Source organism: Sanyastnella coralliicola (genome assembly GCF_030845195.1).
Classification (GTDB): Bacteria; Bacteroidota; Bacteroidia; order Flavobacteriales_D; family Sanyastnellaceae; genus Sanyastnella; species Sanyastnella coralliicola.
The window spans coordinates 831,318-849,150 of sequence record NZ_CP132543.1; the positions used below are offsets into that span (position 1 = coordinate 831,318).

Annotated in this window: 14 protein-coding genes; 4 read left to right on the forward strand and 10 right to left on the reverse strand. The window is 45.9% G+C overall.

Annotated elements, in window-relative coordinates; genetic code table 11:
• Positions 1–25 precede the first annotated feature (25 nt).
• The 4 genes from RA156_RS03540 to RA156_RS03555 all read right to left on the reverse strand — a co-directional run bounded on the left by RA156_RS03540 (position 26) and on the right by RA156_RS03555 (position 3,521).
• On the reverse strand, positions 26–661 hold the full coding sequence (locus RA156_RS03540) for a response regulator (protein ID WP_306642829.1): 636 nt from the start codon (positions 659–661) through the stop codon (positions 26–28).
• 59 nt (positions 662–720) lie between these two features.
• Complete coding sequence (locus RA156_RS03545) at positions 721–2,277, reverse strand: hybrid sensor histidine kinase/response regulator (RefSeq protein ID WP_306642831.1); 1,557 nt, start codon at positions 2,275–2,277, stop codon at positions 721–723.
• Positions 2,268–2,705, reverse strand: coding sequence for a response regulator (locus RA156_RS03550; protein WP_306642833.1), 438 nt, complete (start codon positions 2,703–2,705; stop codon positions 2,268–2,270). Before RA156_RS03550 ends, RA156_RS03545 begins: the two co-directional genes overlap by 10 nt.
• A gap of 90 nt (positions 2,706–2,795) precedes the next feature.
• Positions 2,796–3,521: a hypothetical protein gene (locus RA156_RS03555; RefSeq protein ID WP_306642835.1), complete on the reverse strand. Its 726-nt coding sequence runs from the start codon at positions 3,519–3,521 to the stop codon at positions 2,796–2,798.
• 130 nt (positions 3,522–3,651) lie between these two features.
• Here RA156_RS03555 and RA156_RS03560 point away from each other — a divergent pair, with 130 nt between their 5' ends.
• From RA156_RS03560 to RA156_RS03570, 3 genes are all read left to right on the forward strand, one after another.
• Positions 3,652–6,081 (forward strand): ligase-associated DNA damage response DEXH box helicase, encoded by a 2,430-nt coding sequence (locus tag RA156_RS03560; protein ID WP_306642837.1) that lies wholly within the window; start codon positions 3,652–3,654, stop codon positions 6,079–6,081.
• A gap of 102 nt (positions 6,082–6,183) precedes the next feature.
• Entirely contained in the window at positions 6,184–8,499 is a 2,316-nt protein-coding gene (locus RA156_RS03565) for a TonB-dependent receptor (RefSeq protein WP_306642839.1), read from the forward strand.
• Between the two features lie 72 nt (positions 8,500–8,571).
• Positions 8,572–10,839 carry a T9SS type B sorting domain-containing protein gene (locus RA156_RS03570; RefSeq protein ID WP_306642841.1) on the forward strand — a complete coding sequence of 756 codons (2,268 nt, stop codon included), beginning with the start codon at positions 8,572–8,574 and terminating at the stop codon, positions 10,837–10,839.
• On the opposite strand, the gene recN is transcribed toward RA156_RS03570, so the two are convergent.
• The 6 genes from recN to RA156_RS03600 all read right to left on the reverse strand — a co-directional run bounded on the left by recN (position 10,829) and on the right by RA156_RS03600 (position 16,414).
• Complete coding sequence (gene recN / locus RA156_RS03575; RefSeq protein ID WP_306642843.1) at positions 10,829–12,493, reverse strand: DNA repair protein RecN; 1,665 nt, start codon at positions 12,491–12,493, stop codon at positions 10,829–10,831. The genes RA156_RS03570 and recN overlap by 11 nt on opposite strands.
• A gap of 2 nt (positions 12,494–12,495) precedes the next feature.
• A complete protein-coding gene (porD, locus tag RA156_RS03580) occupies positions 12,496–13,392 on the reverse strand; it encodes a type IX secretion system protein PorD (RefSeq protein WP_306642845.1) in 897 nt (298 codons plus the stop codon).
• Positions 13,389–14,609: a bifunctional phosphopantothenoylcysteine decarboxylase/phosphopantothenate--cysteine ligase CoaBC gene (gene coaBC, locus RA156_RS03585; protein ID WP_306642847.1), complete on the reverse strand. Its 1,221-nt coding sequence runs from the start codon at positions 14,607–14,609 to the stop codon at positions 13,389–13,391. The genes porD and coaBC overlap by 4 nt, the downstream gene beginning before the upstream one ends.
• A 121-nt stretch (positions 14,610–14,730) precedes the next feature.
• The gene (locus tag RA156_RS03590) at positions 14,731–15,060 is read right to left on the reverse strand and encodes a DNA-directed RNA polymerase subunit omega (protein ID WP_306642849.1); all 330 of its coding nucleotides are present in this window, start codon (positions 15,058–15,060) and stop codon (positions 14,731–14,733) included.
• A complete protein-coding gene (locus tag RA156_RS03595) occupies positions 15,057–15,866 on the reverse strand; it encodes an outer membrane protein assembly factor BamD (protein ID WP_306642850.1) in 810 nt (269 codons plus the stop codon). Before RA156_RS03595 ends, RA156_RS03590 begins: the two co-directional genes overlap by 4 nt.
• Positions 15,867–15,934: 68 nt before the next feature.
• Positions 15,935–16,414 (reverse strand): Lrp/AsnC family transcriptional regulator, encoded by a 480-nt coding sequence (locus RA156_RS03600; RefSeq protein WP_306642852.1) that lies wholly within the window; start codon positions 16,412–16,414, stop codon positions 15,935–15,937.
• 138 nt (positions 16,415–16,552) lie between these two features.
• Between RA156_RS03600 and RA156_RS03605 the strand changes: the two genes are divergently transcribed.
• Positions 16,553–17,812, forward strand: coding sequence for a cystathionine gamma-synthase family protein (locus RA156_RS03605; protein ID WP_306642854.1), 1,260 nt, complete (start codon positions 16,553–16,555; stop codon positions 17,810–17,812).
• Positions 17,813–17,833: the final 21 nt, after the last annotated feature.

Consider the following 17,833-nt stretch of genomic DNA (forward strand, 5'->3'; position numbering starts at 1 on the left):
TATTTCGTCTGACACTGCTGTCAGTCTAGCTCTGTGATAAATCGTGTAACATGATGTACTTGACAAGGTCTGAATTGTTGTCAAGGTGCATCTTTTCCAGAATGCGTGTTCGGTAGGTTGAGATGGTCTTTACACTAAGCGAAAGTTGATTGGCAATCTCTGAGATTGATTTTCCTTCTCCTATATATAGAAGTACTTCATACTCACGATCACTCAATGCCTGGTGAGGAAGTTCATTCCCCTCGTTATTCATTTCGCGAAAGAGGAGTTGCGTAATCTTTGGGCTCAAATATTCCCCACCTCGAGAGATCTTAGTTAGGGCGTCAAGCAAGATCCCTGGTTCTGAATCTTTGTGCAGATAACCTGAAGCTCCGGCCTTCAGCATGCGAATGGCAAATTGATCTTCCGGATACATGCTTAGGACAAGAACCTTAATGTCAGGGTTCATGATCTTAAGTTGCTTCAATACTTCCAAACCGCTTCTTCCTGGAAGAGAGACATCAAGAATGATAATATCAGGAGTGTGGTTACGAAGTACCTGGAAAAGCGCTTCTCCGCTTTCCACATCGGCGACGACTTCGAAGTCGTTAAATACGGAGATGATCTGCTTTAGTCCTTCACGGACTATTTTATGATCATCGCAGATTGCAACTTTATTCATAGTAGAGAGAGTTGTATTTCAGATGTTTCAGCATTACAAATTAGCCAGCAATTCAGAGGCTACAAAAAAATTGCTCCAGAATTCGACAGATGTTCCATATCGAACTGTAAACGTATCGTAGTGCCCTTTCCTTTTTCAGATTCAAGATCGAATTGCCCATTCCAGGCCTTAATTCGTTCTCTCATTCCGAAGAGTCCAAGACTTTTTGATTTCAAGGCTTTGTCGATTTCCAGACCTTTACCATTGTCACGAATCTCCAACACAAGCTCATCGCCAGCGATGAGGAAGTCAACCCAAGACTGTGAAGCTTCTGAATGTCGGTTGATATTCGTGAGTCCTTCTTGCATGATCCTATATATAGCAGTCGAGAACTCTTTCTCGAACGTTGCATCGTTAACGTCGATATGAAGACGGCATTGGATTGAATGGTGTTTGTTGTAATTGTCAACGTGCCACTCCATCGCCGCTACCAGTCCCATGTTGTCTAGTACCACAGGACGAAGCTCATGCGCAATTCGGCGCACTGTTTGAATGGTAGTGGTTGTCAAGTCAACGAGGTAGTCAACTTTCTCAATTGCCGCGGTCTTGTCTTCTGCTTGTAATTCTTCTTTTTCAAGTATTTGCTTGATCCAGAAAAGTCCGAGTTTATTCCCTGTTAGTTCCTGTCCGAGCTGATCGTGAATCTCCATGGCAATCTTCTCCTTCTCTTCATCACGGATATTCTCCAAGTGTTGAGTCAAGGCTTGAAGCTTCTCATTCAACTCCTTCATCTCGCGCTCGGCCTGGACACGAGCAGTGATGTTGGATGGGATGAATACCGCAGAATCTATTTGGCCGTCAGCTACTACGGGGGCCAGACGACATAAATACCACTGTGATTCAGGGTCATTCGGATTCCCTTCGATATCGATAGCAGCGATTTGGCCGTCATCAAAAACGTCTTTCATGGCATCTTCGAGACGTTTCTTATTCGGTTCGCTCATGAAGTCATAGATCGACTTCCCGATAACTTGGTCACGTTCTACCCCGTCAACAGATCGACTCACGTAGTGAATGGTTCCATTGCGATCAAGCTTATAAATATTATCAGGCGCATTTTCCGCTAGCGCGCGGAAGTTGGCTTCGCTGCTTTCCAGGTTGGAAATAGCACGCTCCTTCTCGACGAGGTTCGTCTTAGCTTGGATAGCGTTTTCAACGGCACTGCTCAAACGTCCCATGGAATCTTTCAAGACATAGTCATCTGCACCTGCCTTGATACATGCTACAGCTGTCTCTTCGTTTACCGAACCGGTACAAATAATGAAAGGGATGTATGGATTGCGTTCACGTACGAAGAGCAGGGCTTCCATTCCAGTGAATTGCGGAAGGGCATAATCAGAGAGGATCATTTGCGGCTTGTACTCGTCAAAGGCCTTGATAAAGTCTTCTTTGTTGGTGACGTGCAGAATCTCTTTTTCCTGGTTCACTTTGCGCAGCTGTAGTTGAAGCAATTGCGCATCGGTCTCCAAGTCTTCTAGAATGAGAATTCTGATTTTGGTGTCTTCGCTTCCCGCATATATAAAGTCTTGATCCACCTGATCAAGCTTGAGGATCGTAGTTTCCATAGTTACCGACATGAGCGATTGATTGTAGTCCAGTATTTCGTGGCTTCAGAAATATCCTTGCCGTGTTGAGCGTAATCAATAGGCTTCACCATGTAGCTATTCGCTCCAAGTTTGTACGCCTGTTCTACATCGGATTCAATTCCAGATGAGGTCAAAATAACCACAGGAATCCCGATGAATTCTCCGCTAGTTTTGATCCGTTCGAGCACCTCAAATCCACTTCGTTTAGGAAGCTTGAGGTCGAGGTAAATCAATTTAAGTGCTGAGAATTCATCGTCGCGAGTATGTCCGGATTCGAGCAAATACTCGATGGCCTCGGCTCCATCACGCATGACTTTGACCCCGAGGTCAAGTCCTGCTTTCTTTAGAGCCATCAAGGTCAATTCGGCGTCGTTGGCGTTATCTTCAACCAAGACGATGTTTACTGGACTTTCATTCATAGCTAACCGTTGTAATCTAAAATTAGACAATGGAAAGCATGAAAAAAGGGGGACATGCCCCCTTTATTAACTAAATATGTTGGATAGCGTTTACCCTACGATTGTGCGGTAAACCACGCTAAATTCTTTGTCGTCGGCAAAGTACTCCTGTGTCATTTCGAGCCATTCTTTTGCTTGTCCGCGTTCACCGAGTTCGTCAAGCATCTCCGCATTGCGAATCACAGTTTGCTTCAACAACTCGAGCTGCTCTTCAGCTAAGTGATCGACACCTTGCTCATTCAGAATCTTCTTTGCTTCGTCCCAAGCAAGCCCAGCATCCTTACGTGACTTCATCATGTAGAATGAATGTGCAAGTGCCATCCAAGCTCCAGGATCATTTTCGTCAATTTGAGTGAGGTATTTGTAGAGTCCTTTAGAACGTGTAAACTTCTCTTGTTCCACTTCGCGCTCAGCCTCAATCATAGTTTCTAGGCGAACCTCGCTAATGAATTCTTGGTGCTCAGCAAAGAACTCATTTTGCTTGTCCTTTTTGCGGTGCTTCACCAAGTACTTCAAAGAGTTCTTGAAAGCCTTTGGAAAACGCTCTTCAAGCTTCGGATCATCTGATTGGTGAATTCTATAGTATGACATACTCGCGTAGAGGTATGGCATCGGATCTTTCTTAGTGTCTTCTCCATCGATGTATTTGAAACACTTTTGGAGGCAACGCTCATATTTTTCATCCACTACTAATTCAAGTAGATCATCGTAGTTACGCTGTGCAGTTAGTTGAGCGGTAGAAAGTACTAGCAATACTAAGGGTAGTAAATACTTCATAAGGTCTTTTTCAAATTCACTTTGCTGTTATACAAAGTTGATGCCTAAAATTACTTTGATTCTTTTTTTCAGCAAAAGAATCGCCCAAACTTATTGCCTGTAGAGTTGTTGATTCTCTTAATTTTAGTTCGTGAATGAGGTGGTCGCTAGCGCGGAAAAATGGTTCGATTCTAGAGGTTGGAAAGCTTTTCCTTTTCAGAAAGAAGCTTGGGAAGCTTACGTAGACGGGAAAGACGGCATCGTAAATGCCCCTACAGGAAGCGGAAAGACCTACTCACTCCTTGTACCGATTGTAGCGCAAGGAATGCGAGACACGAAGAAGAAAGGACTTCGCGCCATCTGGATTACCCCGATTCGGGCACTTTCAAAAGAAATAGAGATTTCGGCAAATCGTCTGATTGAAGGACTAAACGCTGATTGGTCAGTGGGCATTCGTACCGGTGACACCCCTACAAACGTCAGGCAGAAGCAGATGAGGAGAATGCCTGAAATCCTCATTACCACACCGGAAAGCCTGCACCTCTTATTGGCTTCGAAAGATCATCCTAGAATATTTAAACACCTAGAGGCTGTTGTGGTCGATGAATGGCATGACCTCATCGGTTCGAAACGAGGTGTGCAAGTGGAGTTGGGATTGTCGCGACTGAAAGCTTTCGTACCAAACGTCCGCATTTGGGGAATCTCCGCGACGATTGGAAACATGGATGAAGCCAAAGAAGTTCTACTCGGAACGGATCGAACGGAAACAGGTGTGTTCATTCGCTCAGGAATTAAGAAAGACTTGCGCATGACCAGTCTCATGCCAGAAGAAGTGGAGAAGATGCCTTGGGCAGGACATATCGGCTTGAAGCTGTTGGATAAGGTGGCGAAGATTATCGAAGAGAACGGTTCAACACTCATTTTTACCAACACCAGAGGTCAATGTGAGATTTGGTATCAGGCCATCTTGGATCAGAAACCGGAACTCGCTGGAATCATCGCGATGCACCACAGCGCCATTTCTAAAGAGCTGAGGTACTGGGTTGAAGACGCTCTTTATGACGGAAGACTGAAAGCCGTAGTATGTACGTCAACACTAGACCTTGGAGTTGACTTTCGACCAGTGGACGCCATCGTTCAGATTGGTGGACCAAAAGGTGTTGCACGCTTCATGCAGCGTGCGGGTAGATCAGGACACCAACCAGGAGCTACAAGTAAGATCTATTTCTTGCCAACGCATTCACTCGAACTCATTGAAGCAGCAGCTCTCAGAGAAGCCATCAACCTAGAGTTTCTGGAAAATCGTTCACCTCATTACCGATCTTTTGATGTGCTTATCCAATACCTCACCACGCTTGCGGTGGGAGGTGGGTTTACTCCAGACGAGATAGAGCAAGAAGTACTCAAGACATTTTGCTTCAATTCCATGAGCAAAGAAGAGTGGCAATGGTGTTTGAGCTTCATTACCACCGGCGGTCATTCGCTTCAAGCCTATCCAGAGTACCGAAAGATTGTCATTGAGGAGGGTACCTTTAAAGTGGCCAATCAGCGTGTAGCTCGACGTCACCGTATGTCGATTGGGACGATCGTGGGTGACACCATGATGAAAGTAAAGTACTCTAGAGGTGGTCTAATAGGACATGTAGAAGAATACTTCGCTGCAAGTATGCGTCCAGGGGATGCTTTTTGGTTCGCTGGAAGAAGTCTCGAAGTGGTAAAGATTCGAGAACTCGTGCTTGAGGTCGTCAATTCAAAGAAGAAATCCGGACGCATCGCCAGTTGGCAAGGAGGGAGGCTACCTCTAACTTCCAAAATGTCTGAGATGCTTCGTCAGAAAATTGATGATTACGCCTCGGGTAAACTGAAAGATCCAGAGATGATCAAGGTGAAGCCCTTGCTTGATCTGCAGTCAAGACGATCGCATACACCTCGTTCTAATGAGTTGCTCATCGAACAGATCAAGACTCGGGAAGGGTACCATGTTTTCATATATCCGTTTGAGGGAAGACTAGTTCATGAAGGCTTGGCTTCCCTTGTGGCTTACCGCATTTCTCTCCTAAAACCGATGTCGTTCTCTTTAGCCTTCAATGACTATGGCTTCGAAATGCTGAGTGATCAACCGATTCCATTGGATGAAGCATTCGACAACGAAATCTTCTCAACTGATCACTTGATGGATGATCTCGAGGCTTCCATCAATTCGGCTGAAATGGCTCGAAAGAAGTTCAATGATATCGCCATTATTTCAGGTTTAGTTTTCCAAGGTTATCCAGGAGAAGGGGTGAAGGAAAGGCACCTCAAAGCTTCTTCATCATTGGTCTTCGATGTATTCTCCGATTACGATTCGAGCAACTTGTTACTCCGTCAAGCATTTAACGAAATGATTGATCATCAGCTTGAAATAGAGCGCTTTCGGATGATGCTCAAGCGCATCAATTCGCAGAAACTTGTGATCACTCATCCAAGTAAACCGACACCCTTGTCGTTCCCAATTATGGTAGACCGACTACGTGAGAAATTGACCTCGGAGAAGATCAGTGACCGCATCCAAAAGATGAAACGAGCGTACGACGAAGACTAATTGTCTTCGTAGAAATGTGATCAAAGGTCATTATTGGTTGCCAAGGGACGATCGTTAGAGAAATGAAAATGGTACTTTTGGGCTTCTGTAAACCAAGCATACGTGGAACGATTTCTAAAAGGACTGCTCTTTGTACTCTGCATGACCATCGCAGGAAGTGCATTTTCTCAGGGTATTATTAAAGGGTTTGTGAAAGACGGAAGTACAGGTGAGCCTGCACTTTTCGTAACAGTTGTGTTGGAAGGCACAAGCTTCGGAGTGACTACCGATGTGACGGGTTACTACTCTCTCACGAAGATCCCAGCAGGTACCTACACCATCTTGATTAACTCGATCGAATACGAGGAAATCCGAAAAGAAATCGTCATCGAAGACGGAAAGGTTTACAGCCGAAACTTCCAGTTGGAGCCAAAGGTGATCCAGCTAGGCGGTGCTGAGATCTCAGCTGATTCCGAAGAACAGAAGAACCAAGTGCGTATGTCAGTCGAGACGATTCGTCCGAACGACATCAAACGTGTACCTACCTTCGGTGGACAAGCAGACATCGTTCAAGTATTGACAACCCTCCCTGGATTCGTTTCTACGGGTGACCAAGGGGGACAGATTTACATTCGTGGTGGATCACCTGTACAGAACAAAGTAATGCTCGATGGTATGATCGTATACAACGCATTCCACTCGATTGGTTTGTTCTCTGTATTCGATACAGACATCATCTCAAACGCAGACATCTACACTGGTGGTTTCTCAGGTGAGTTCGGTGGACGTGTATCGTCAATCATGGATATCACTACTCGCGATGGAAACAAGAAGCATGTTTCAGGTAAAATCGGCGCGAGCCCATTCGGAGCGAAAATCCTTGTAGAAGGACCACTCAAGAAGCTAGGAGAGAACGGTTCTGGAATCAGCTACGTATTCTCAGCAAAACGCTCATATCTCGAGGAGAGCTCGAAACTTTTCTACTCATACATCGATGAGGATGGACTTCCGTTCAACTTCACAGACATCTACGGAAAACTATCATTCGGTGGAGCAAATGGATCGAAGTTCAACATCTTCGGATTCAGCTTCAACGATGACGTTCGTTACCAAGCTCTTTCGGACCTGAACTGGTCAAACAATGGAGGTGGAGGTAACTTCGTGGTTGTACCCCCAGGATCAGCGGTACTGATCAAGGGTAACTTCGCTTACTCTGAGTACAACATCAACCTTCGTGAAGAAGGCCTTCCAGATCGTAGTAGTACCATTGGTGGTTTCAACTTTGGACTTGACTTTAAATATGTCTTGAATGACGACGACGTACGTTGGGGTATTCAAGTAGTGGGTGTGAACACTGACTACGAAACCTTCAACTCACTCGGAGTTCAAGTGGAGCAACAAGAAAGCACGAACGAATTGGCAGGATATGTAGACATCAAGAAGTCGGCAGGTAAATTCCTATTCCAGCCAAGTCTTCGTCTACAGTACTACAGTTCGCTGTCACAGCTTTCACCTGAACCTCGTCTTGGTATCAAGTACAAGGTGAATGAAGTGTTCCGTCTGAAGGCAGCTGCTGGAATCTATACACAGAACTTGATTCAGGCGAATAGTGACCGTGACGTAGTAAATCTCTTCTATGGTTTCATTACCGCGCCAACAGATATTCAAGACGAACTGGTACTACCTGATGGAGAAGTTCGCGACATCAATGATGATCCATTGCAGCGTGCTCGTCACTTGATTGCTGGATTCGAGTACGATATCACAGAGCGTTGGAACTTGAATGTTGAAGGGTACATTAAAGACTTCAACCAAGTAACAAATGTGAATCGTAACAAGCTATTCCCGACGAATACTGCTGATGTTCCTGACGTTCTTCGCTTGGATTACATCATTGAGACAGGGATCGCACGAGGTGTAGACGTTGTATTGAAGTACGAAGACAAACGTCGTTCAGTATGGTTCGTGTACTCATTGGCCGATGTAGATCGCTGGGATGGATTCACATGGTACGATCCAGTGTTTGACCGTCGTCACAACATCAACTTCGTAGCATCGCACGCGTTCGGGGAAGATGATTCATGGAACGCAAGTCTTCGTTGGAACCTAGGTACTGGACTTCCTTTCACTCAAACACAAGGGTACTACCAAGCGCCGAATATTACGGATGGTATTGGTAGCGATCCGGTGGTGTTGAACTCTGATGAGCTTGGAATCTTCTACGCTGAATTGAATGGCGGACGTCTTTCAGATTACCACCGTCTAGACCTTTCTGTGAGCAAGTCATGGAAGTTCGGAGATCGCATCGGTTTGGATATGAATGCAAGTGTGACGAACATCTACAGCCGCGAGAACGTATTTTACGTGAACCGTGTGACTGGGGAGACGGTTTACCAGCTTCCATTCCTTCCAAGTATCGGATTCGACTTGACATTCTAATTACCCTCGTTGGATTCAACGATTTGTAGGTAATGTGCTCGAACCTCACGCAGTTATTTGTGTTAAAGCAGCATGCGTCAGGTACTCTCTCTTATTGTATTAATCTGCTTCTTACAAGTTGCAGCCTTTAGTCAGGAAGACCGTTTCTGGTATTTCGGCCAAAATGGAGTTGGTATCGATTGGGCTGGATGTGAACCCACACTAGTTCAAGGTGATATCCAAGGGTTTGAAGGTGCTGTCACCGTTTCAGATCCTGACGGGAATCTATTGTTCTACAGTAATTCCGATTTCGTTTGGAACGCCAATGACCAACTCATGGAAGGAGGCGAAATTAGCGGCGCGTTCTTCGACGATATCTTCGGATTCGGATTTCTCTTCACGCTCTCTCAAATTGGCGTAGCACAACATCCCACGCAACCCAACTTGTATTACCTGTTCACAGGCGATGTGCAGTTCGGAGGATTCAATGCATTCAAATGCGTAGTCATTGATATGAACGAAGACGGTGGGCTGGGAGCTGTGATTGACCAGTTCGATCTTCCGGTTGATAATCCCACGGAACGTGTGTGTACCGTGAAGAAAGATGATGGCTCGGGATTCTGGGTGATAACACACGAATACCTCAATAATCGATTCCATGCTTTTGAGGTAGATGAGAATGGGGTGAATACGAATTCAGTGATTTCTGATGTAGGAAGCGTTCACGACATTCAACCCAACAACATCAATACTCGAGGAGAGGTGAAGATGAACCTCCAAGGGAATCGTTTGGCCATTGTACAAGATGAAATGAACGGTGAAGTTGAAGTCTTCGATTTCGACCAAGAGACCGGAGTGATCTCCAATCCTATTTTGATTGATCAGATCGATCATGGCTTTGGACTGGCGTTCTCGCCAAACTCAGACCTGTTATATGTTTCAACGTGGGTGAATTTTGATCCAGTGGACAACTTCCTGTATCAATACGATATTTCAAGTGGCGATCCTGCTATCATTCCGAACACGCAAGTAGAGCTATTTGATGAATCGATTTTCAATCCTTGGGGTTCCATTAAGCTAGCGCCGAATGGGAAGATGTACGTCGCACGTACAGGGCAATTCCTGGGAGAAATAGCGAATCCGAATGTCTACGGAATCGGATGTGACTACACACACAACGGACTTGATCTTGGTGACTTCAACGCCATCTACGGCTTAAATAACATTTGGGAAATTACTCCTGCTCCGGCGGATGAGTTGACCTATGATTTGGGAGAAGATGTTCAATCCTGCGAGGCAGTCTCCATTGGTGTTGAATTACCTGATGAAGCGGACGTAGTTTGGTCAACAGGGGAGACGACTGATTTAATTAGCGTCAATGAAAGTGGCACCTATTCAGTAGATGTGAGTTTCAACGGCTGTCAATTCAGTGATGAGATAGAAGTAGAAGTGGGAGTCTTCCAAGTGGATTTAGGAGAGGATATTCAAGCCTGTGAGGGTGATTTGATTGTCTTATCTATGGATCCAGAGGTGAACTTAGATTGGAATACAGGAGAAGAGGCAACATCAATTCAAGTCAGTTCAGACGGCGAGTACATCGCCAGTATTTCAGAGGGAGAATGTAGCTCAGCAGATACGGTAATGGTGACATTCATTCAGCTTCCGGAGCTGGCGTTAGGAACAGATACCGTCATTTGTGCTGGGGAAGAGTTATCCATTGGAGTAGAAGGACTTGAACTGGACTGGTCTACGGGTGAAGCGGCTTCATTCATTTCCGTCAGTGAACCTGGAACATACACAGCTACCTTGACCGAAGGAAGTTGTGAAACCTCAGATAGCATAGAGATAAGTCAAGACGCCGCTCCGGTAACTACCATAGCCTCTCCGCTTGTTATATGTGATGACGAAGTGCTGGTCACAGTGGATGAGTCATGGGAGGAGTTCAGTATCGATGGTCAAGTAATCGAGGGGAATCAAGTGGTGTTGAACGCTGGAAATTACAGCGTTGATTTATCGCATCCTTGTCGCACAGTAAATGAGCCATTGTTGATTGAGCAAGAGCTATGTGATTGCATTGTCTATGCGCCGAATGCTTTCACCCCAGATCAAAATGGTACGAATGAGCAGTTCTTTCCTGTCCTTTCTTGTGAAACGGAGTATTCACTGATGATTTTTAGCCGGTGGGGGGAGAAAATCTTTGACTCTTCAGAACAGGGCACCGACTTCTGGACTGGGAATGTCAATGGCGGAAGTTATTACGCTTCTCCTGGAATCTACACCTACGTTGTGACCTACGACAAGATCGATGAGGATGTTGTTACCCAAGAGAAAGTATTCGGAAGTGTATTGCTTATCCGCTAATGAAATGAGCGCGCAGCTTGCGGGCTTGCTCTCTTGCTGCTTCTGTTACCTCTGTACCTGAAAGCATTGAGGCCAGCTCGTCTTCTCTTTCTGCTTCATTGAGCATCTTGATCTCGGAGAATGTTTCTTCTCCTTGTACCACCTTGAAGACTTTAAAGTGTTGATTCGCTGCGGCCGTTACCTGCGGTAGGTGACTAATATTGATGACTTGCATGTGCGAAGCCATCTTGCTCATCTCCTGAGCCATCTTTGCAGCTACTTCACCTGAAACCCCAGTGTCAATCTCGTCCAAGACAAGCGTAGGTAACGACAGCGAATCGGAAACTGAAGATTTGATCGCGAGCATCACACGCGAAAGCTCTCCACCACTTGCCACCTTCTCTAGGTCCTGGAATTGACCGCCCTTGTTAGCTTTAAATAACAATGAGAGTTTCGTGGTTCCAAAGGCATTGAGCTCACCGGTTTCTTGAAGTTCAAAGCGCAGCTCGGCATGCTCCATTTTCAATTCGCTGAGAATTCCTTTGACTCGATCAACAAGCAAAACCGCAGCTTTCTCTCTTTTCGTATTCAACTTGTGGGCCTCAGCAATTAGCTTTTGACGCGCCGATTCAATATCGTTCCAAAGGTCTTCAATGCGAGATTCTAAACTGCTGGCATTTTGAATCTTCTCATCCAATTCATCGCGCAATACGCGCAGCGACTCAAGGTCTGATACACGGTGTTTATTTTGCAAGGCATACAAGCCGTCAAGTTGGTCTTGCAATTCTTGCAACACTTGCGGATCCATCGCGATATCTTCGCTTTTCGATTCAGCTTCCGATGAGATATCATTGATTTCTATCAATGTGCTTTGCAAACGCTCCAACAGTTGCTCAGCAGGGGAGTACACTCCGCTGATACGTTCGATAGCTGAAATTGCATTGCGCAGTTGATCGGTAACACCGCCTTCGGAACCATCCAATATGCCATGAACTTCACTCATCGAGCGAATGATATCCTCTGCATTGCGCTGAGCATTCACCTCATTCTCCAATTGCTCCTGATCAATATTGTCAAGATCTAATGCCGTCAGCTCATTGAACTGGAACTGCATGTAATCAAGGTCTCTCGCCGCTTGTGCTTCAGCCTCTTTGAGTTCTAGGAGCTCTTGTTCCTTTTTTCGAAAGCTTAGAAGTTGCTCTTTCCATGCTTTGAAAGAATCTAGTTGTCCGGCAGTGGCATCAAGCAACTGGTAGCGAAAAGAAGGCTCTTTGAGTCGTGAAGTCTCCATTTGTGAATGGACATCAATCAAACGCTGACCGATGGCTTTAAGCGACTTGAGATGCACAGGTGTGTCGTTCACAAATGCGCGTGACTTACCACTAGGTGTGATTTCACGTCGAAAGATGCTTTCCGATTCAAAGTCGAGGTCTGCTTCTTGAAATAGAGACTTCAGTCGTTCGTCAAGACGGAAGATAGCCTCCACAATGCACTTACTCTCCGGTGAACGGAGTGCTTGCATGTCAGCTCGCTCACCGAGCACTAAACCAAGTGCGCCAAGTAAGATAGATTTACCACTACCGGTTTCTCCAGTGATGGCTGTCATGCCTTGCTCGAAATTCAGGTCAACCTGATCGATCAATGCATAATTACGAACGTGAAGTTTAAGAAGCATGGTTATCCAAGGGCCTGCTCGTAACGTGAAATGTTACCTGGGTCAAGCTCTTTCAGTACAGGAAGTATGCGCTGAATTTCCGGATCTGGAGCTACCTCAAAAAGCTTCACGAGCTCAACGTTCTTTGCTGCGAAGAACAGCTGAACGTTATAGCTACTTGGCTTGATGCGGTGGATGTTACGCATATCAATGATCGCATCAGAAATCGCTTTACGTCCTCCGTCAGGATCGCTGTAAAGCTTGTCAAATCCATCGCGGTGGTACTTGTAAAGACAAGCACGCAACGGACGGAAAGTCTGCGATAGGATGTTCTCTACCAACCAGTAACGGTTACGCTGACCTTCACTGGCTTTCCATCCAGCGTCACCAGCGTTTTGTGCATTAGCCACGATAGTCTGTGCCTTTAGGAAGTGCTCTGTACCCCCCTCAGGAGAGAAGGTATCGTAGTCCATTCCAATGATCATGTACGCGTAGTAGGCCAGGGTAGACGACAGGTTGTCGCGGTGCTGGTCAATACTGAACTGGATCAATGCATTGTCAAGGAAAGTGAAAGCGAAGTCACCGTCATTCACAGTGAAGACCGGTGCTTTGTAATCAGAGTTGTATACAGGACGACTGCTCTGAATTTGAATGGAACCACTGAAGCTATTCTGGTTCGCCGCGCTATTGATCGTAATGAGAATATTGCACTCAATACGCTCCTCGAGTTCGAAGTAGTCATTGGTCCATTTACGTGAGTTCATGAAATCACGAACAGACTCTTCCAAAGTCTGGAAACGACTTGGGTCTACGTTGTTTACCTGTGGTGCTTGTACTTGGACTTGACAGTTCAACTCCTGTGCTTGAACTCCACCAATAAATGCTGCCAACAGCAGGCTAAGCGCGACTAATCTTTTCATCCAATTAATTCAGTAATCCGGGCTACGATGTCTTTGGCAACATCTGCCTTCGATTTCAACTCAAAGCTAGCTATTTTATTGCGTTTGTCGATCAGCGTGACCTTGTTCGTATCATGTCCGAATCCTGCTCCGGGATCCTTCAATGAGTTCAATACTATAAGGTCGAGATTCTTTCGCTCTAGCTTGCCTTGGGCATTTTCTAGTTCGTTATCTGTTTCCAAGGCGAAACCAACCAATAACTGTTCGGGTCTCTTTTGGCTACCCAATGTTTTCAAGACATCCGTCGTTGGTTCGAGTTCGATCTTGAGCTCGTTTTCCGACTTCTTCATTTTGTGATTCACCACTGTTTTAGGTCGGTAATCAGCTACAGCAGCTGACATGACAGTGATATCAGAAGAAGCGAAGCGTTCCGCGCTAGCGGCTAAAAGATCATCAGCAGACACAATGCGGACAACTTCCACGGCAGGATTGTCATATGGGACATTCGTCGGCCCCAAAATCAAGGTAACGTCAGCGCCTTTAGCAGCTAGTTCGTTAGCAACGGCCATTCCCATTTTACCTGAGCTGTGATTTCCGATGAAGCGTACTGCATCAATGGATTCGTAGGTTGGTCCGGCGGTTACCATGGCTTTCCTACCCGCGAGTGGGGCACGATCGCCAAAGAACTTTTCGAGTGCCGTAACAATAGCTTCAGGCTCTTCCATTCTTCCTTTGCCTTCGAGGCCGCTCGCTAACTCACCAGTACCCGGTTCAATCACGGTCACCTCTCGCTCGCGAAGCATCTTCAAGTTGTGCTGGGTAGCCTCGTGCGTGAACATGTCAAGGTCCATGGCTGGGGCAACCATTACTGGACAACGCGCGCTTAAGAGCACAGCCATGAGCAGATTGTCACATTCACCACTGACCATTTTTGCCAATGTATTCGCAGTAGCAGGAGCAATGAGCATCACATCAGCCCACAAACCGAGTTCAACGTGATTCGTCCACTCCCCAGTGTGCTTGTCTTCTGTGAAGTCAGAATGCACGGGGTTTTTGGCCAAGGTGGCCAAGGTGAGTGGAGTAATGAACTCTTCAGAACCTGGCGACATCACCACTTTCACTTCTGCTCCAGCCTTGCGTAAAAGTCGAACCAAGAAGGCCGCCTTGTAAGCCGCAATGCTACCGGTAATGCCGAGCAGTATATTTTTGCCTCTGAGAATATGTGGAATCGAAGACATGAAGTAAAGGTCAGGCTTTCTGATCGAACCCCCTAATTTGGAGCTGGGAATAAACGTTTATTGAGAGCAGCAAAAAGCCCCGCAATTGCGAGGCTTTAATATTGTAATCGTCAGGTGAAGCTTATGCTCCAAGCTCTGGACGACGGAAGTACACTTTGTCTTCGAGCAATTCATCAATCGCTACGCTGTGCGGCTTAGGTAGACGCTCGTAGAACTTCGAGATCTCGATCTGCTCACGGTTTTCAAATACCTCTTCCAAGTTATCTTGAGTAGTGGCAAATTCTTCCAGCTTCGCAGTCAACTCTTCTTTGATGTCTTTCTGGATCTGGTTTGCACGCTTCGAGATCACTACCAATGCTTCGAATAGGTTTCCTTCTACCTTGGCATCAATGGCATTTGTGTTGCGCGTTACTGTTGTGCGCTCTGCTTTTGAGTTCTTAATGCTACTCATGGATTCGATACTTTTTTCAAACGCTCTATTTCCTTTTGGCTATCGTCAAAGTAGTTTTCTGCTTCGCGCAGGTACCCACTTTCCGGGAAATAGGCTACAAAGTTAAGATAATGATCGACGCAGTCAGCGAAACGATCCATTTTCTTCTCTTCGATACTTTGGTCTGCTAGCAAATAGCTTGATTTCACTAGCATGTACATCATTTCTTCGCGGTACTTCGTGTTCGGGTAGTCACGTAGTGCGTAGTCTAGTACGAGCACGGCACTCTTAAAGTTCTCCGTCTTTACGTAAAGCTTCGCCACCTCGAAATTCTTGCGCTCCAGTTTCGCGTTCAGCTGATCAATCATCGTAGTACAGCTGTCGCGCAAAGTTGAACCAGGATACTTGTCTAGGAAGAGCTGCATCTCATTGATAGCGAGCTTCGTATCCGTTTGGTCGAGGCTAAATTCTGGAGAGAGATTGTAGCTACACATCGCTGCTAAGAACTGACATTCTTCAGCGCGTTCTGAATAGCTAAAGGTCTTGGTGAAATTACTGAGGTAGTAGTTAGCGAGGTAGTAATCTTCCACGCAGTAGTGTGCTCTGGCGTGGTAGTAATAAACATCCTCAGCCTTTTGCGTACCTCGTGTCAAGCCGATTAACTCTTCGAAAATCGGAATAGACTGGTAGCAACGACCATCATCAAAATACTCAATGGCCTTCTCAAGTTTGTAGTCTACATCGGTGCTTTTGAGCACTTTGTTATACTCTCCACAAGAAGAAAGGACCAGAGCCAATACAGAAAATGCAAGCAGAATTCTCTTCATCAGGGGCGCAAAGATATCATATTGAACGGATCAGCATTGCTAGTAGTACGTTTGAGAAGCGCTTTTAACTACAATTTGGTTCTTAACGAAGTCAGATCAAGTGGACCTGGAGATTTGATCTCTTTCATAATGAAGAAGCTCTGCACGTTTCCAATGTTACCTAAGCCGGCTAATTTCGAGGCAATGAAATCGTGGTAGGCTTCCATATTCCGACAACGTACTTCAATCATGTAGTCGAACATCCCGGCGGTGTGATACGCTGCAACCACTTGAGGGAATTCTTTGATTTCATCTTCGAAGTTGCGCAAGAAGTCATGGGCGTGTTCCTTCAAACTCACATTACAAAAAGCGTGTAGCTGCAATCCACTGGTTTGAGGATCAATACGTGCGTTGTAGCTTTTGATGACACCATTGGCCTCTAGCTTCTTCATGCGCTCGTATACAGGGGTGCGTGACAAGCCACAGGCCTCGGCCAATTCTGAGACGGTCAACTTGGCGTTTTCCTGTAAGAGTTCGATCAATTTCAGATCGTAGTTGTCGAGTTTCATAGAATAGGTGTTCTGTTTTTTCGCTAGCGCGGAATGTCGAATAGTCAAATATACTACTTAGTTGTTGGTTGTTAGTTATTGGTTCTTAGTTATCGATTAGAAGCAGAATGGAGTGGTTGGTTCGTTAACTTTGTAAGTATGAAAGAACGAGATATCCGCAACATGCGTCCGGAGTCATTAATGATGTCTCACGGGTACAATCCAGAATGGTCTGAAGGGGCGATCAAGTGTCCGATTTTCCAAACTTCGACCTTTGTGTTTAAGACGGCAGAAGAAGGAAAGCGCTTCTTTGAAGTAGCCTACGGGTTACGAGACAAAGAACCAGAAGAGGAGATGGGTTTGATCTACAGTCGTCTGAATAATCCTGACCTCGAGATTCTCGAAAATCGTTTGTGTTTGTGGGATGGTGCAGAGGAAGCCTTGGTGTTCGAAAGCGGAATGTCTGCCATTTCTACGATGCTCTTAGCGCACTTGAATCCAGGAGATATTGTGCTTCACAGCGACCCGCTTTACGGAGGTACAGATCACTTCATGAATAACGTATTGACGCGATTCGGAATAAACTCTTTCGGTGTGGCTAGTTGGGATGATATGGATGCCGTTCGTGCAAAAATTGAAGAACACGGCGCAGACAAGCTCAAGATGATCTACATCGAGACTCCGGCGAACCCAACGAATCATCTATTTGACATTGAGGCCTACGCGGAACTCGCTAAAGAATATTCGACAACTGATAGAAAGGTGCTTGTCGCGGTAGACAACACTTACATGGGACCAATTTGGCAGCATCCATTAAAAGCTGGAGCTGACTTGGTGCTCTATTCAGCAACGAAATACATTGGCGGACACTCAGACTTGATTGCCGGAGCGTGTCTTGGCTCAACAGAGGTCATGACACCAATCCGCGGTATGCGCACCTTTATGGGAAGTATGGCTGGACCTTGGACAGGCTGGTTGCTCATGAGAAGTCTAGAAACTTTGAAGGTACGTATGGATCAACAAGCTCGTAATGCGGAGAAGGTCGCTGACTACCTTAGAGATCATCCAAAAGTAGACAAGGTGCACTACCTAGGTCACCTAACAGAGGCAGATGGGGAGCAGTACAAGATCTACAAGAAGCAATATACTTCTGGAGGAGCAATGCTCGCTTTCACAGTAAAGGGAGGAGAGCCTGAGGCATTCCGTTTCTTGAATGCGTTGAATTTAGTGCACCTAGCGGTGAGCCTTGGATCTACGGAAAGCTTGGCAGAGCACCCAGCAACTATGACTCACGCCGACGTTGATCCTGTACTCAAGGAGCGCATGGGCATCAATGGAAGCCTAGTGCGTTTATCTGTTGGAGTGGAGTATCATGAAGACCTTATCGCTGACCTTGCTCAAGCCCTAGAGAAAGTGTAAATTGTACACTTATTAGATAAG

Excerpts from the sequence above, each read along its gene's own strand:
- RA156_RS03540 (WP_306642829.1), bottom strand. The coding sequence starts at position 661 with ATGAATAAAGTTGCAATCTGCGATGATCATAAAATAGTCCGTGAAGGA.
- RA156_RS03545 (WP_306642831.1), bottom strand. The coding sequence starts at position 2,277 with ATGTCGGTAACTATGGAAACTACGATCCTCAAGCTTGATCAGGTGGAT.
- RA156_RS03550 (WP_306642833.1), bottom strand. The coding sequence starts at position 2,705 with ATGAATGAAAGTCCAGTAAACATCGTCTTGGTTGAAGATAACGCCAAC.
- RA156_RS03555 (WP_306642835.1), bottom strand. The coding sequence starts at position 3,521 with ATGAAGTATTTACTACCCTTAGTATTGCTAGTACTTTCTACCGCTCAA.
- RA156_RS03570 (WP_306642841.1), top strand. The coding sequence starts at position 8,572 with ATGCGTCAGGTACTCTCTCTTATTGTATTAATCTGCTTCTTACAAGTT.
- recN (WP_306642843.1), bottom strand. The coding sequence starts at position 12,493 with ATGCTTCTTAAACTTCACGTTCGTAATTATGCATTGATCGATCAGGTT.
- porD (WP_306642845.1), bottom strand. The coding sequence starts at position 13,392 with ATGAAAAGATTAGTCGCGCTTAGCCTGCTGTTGGCAGCATTTATTGGT.
- coaBC (WP_306642847.1), bottom strand. The coding sequence starts at position 14,609 with ATGTCTTCGATTCCACATATTCTCAGAGGCAAAAATATACTGCTCGGC.
- RA156_RS03590 (WP_306642849.1), bottom strand. The coding sequence starts at position 15,060 with ATGAGTAGCATTAAGAACTCAAAAGCAGAGCGCACAACAGTAACGCGC.
- RA156_RS03595 (WP_306642850.1), bottom strand. The coding sequence starts at position 15,866 with ATGAAGAGAATTCTGCTTGCATTTTCTGTATTGGCTCTGGTCCTTTCT.
- RA156_RS03600 (WP_306642852.1), bottom strand. The coding sequence starts at position 16,414 with ATGAAACTCGACAACTACGATCTGAAATTGATCGAACTCTTACAGGAA.
- RA156_RS03605 (WP_306642854.1), top strand. The coding sequence starts at position 16,553 with ATGAAAGAACGAGATATCCGCAACATGCGTCCGGAGTCATTAATGATG.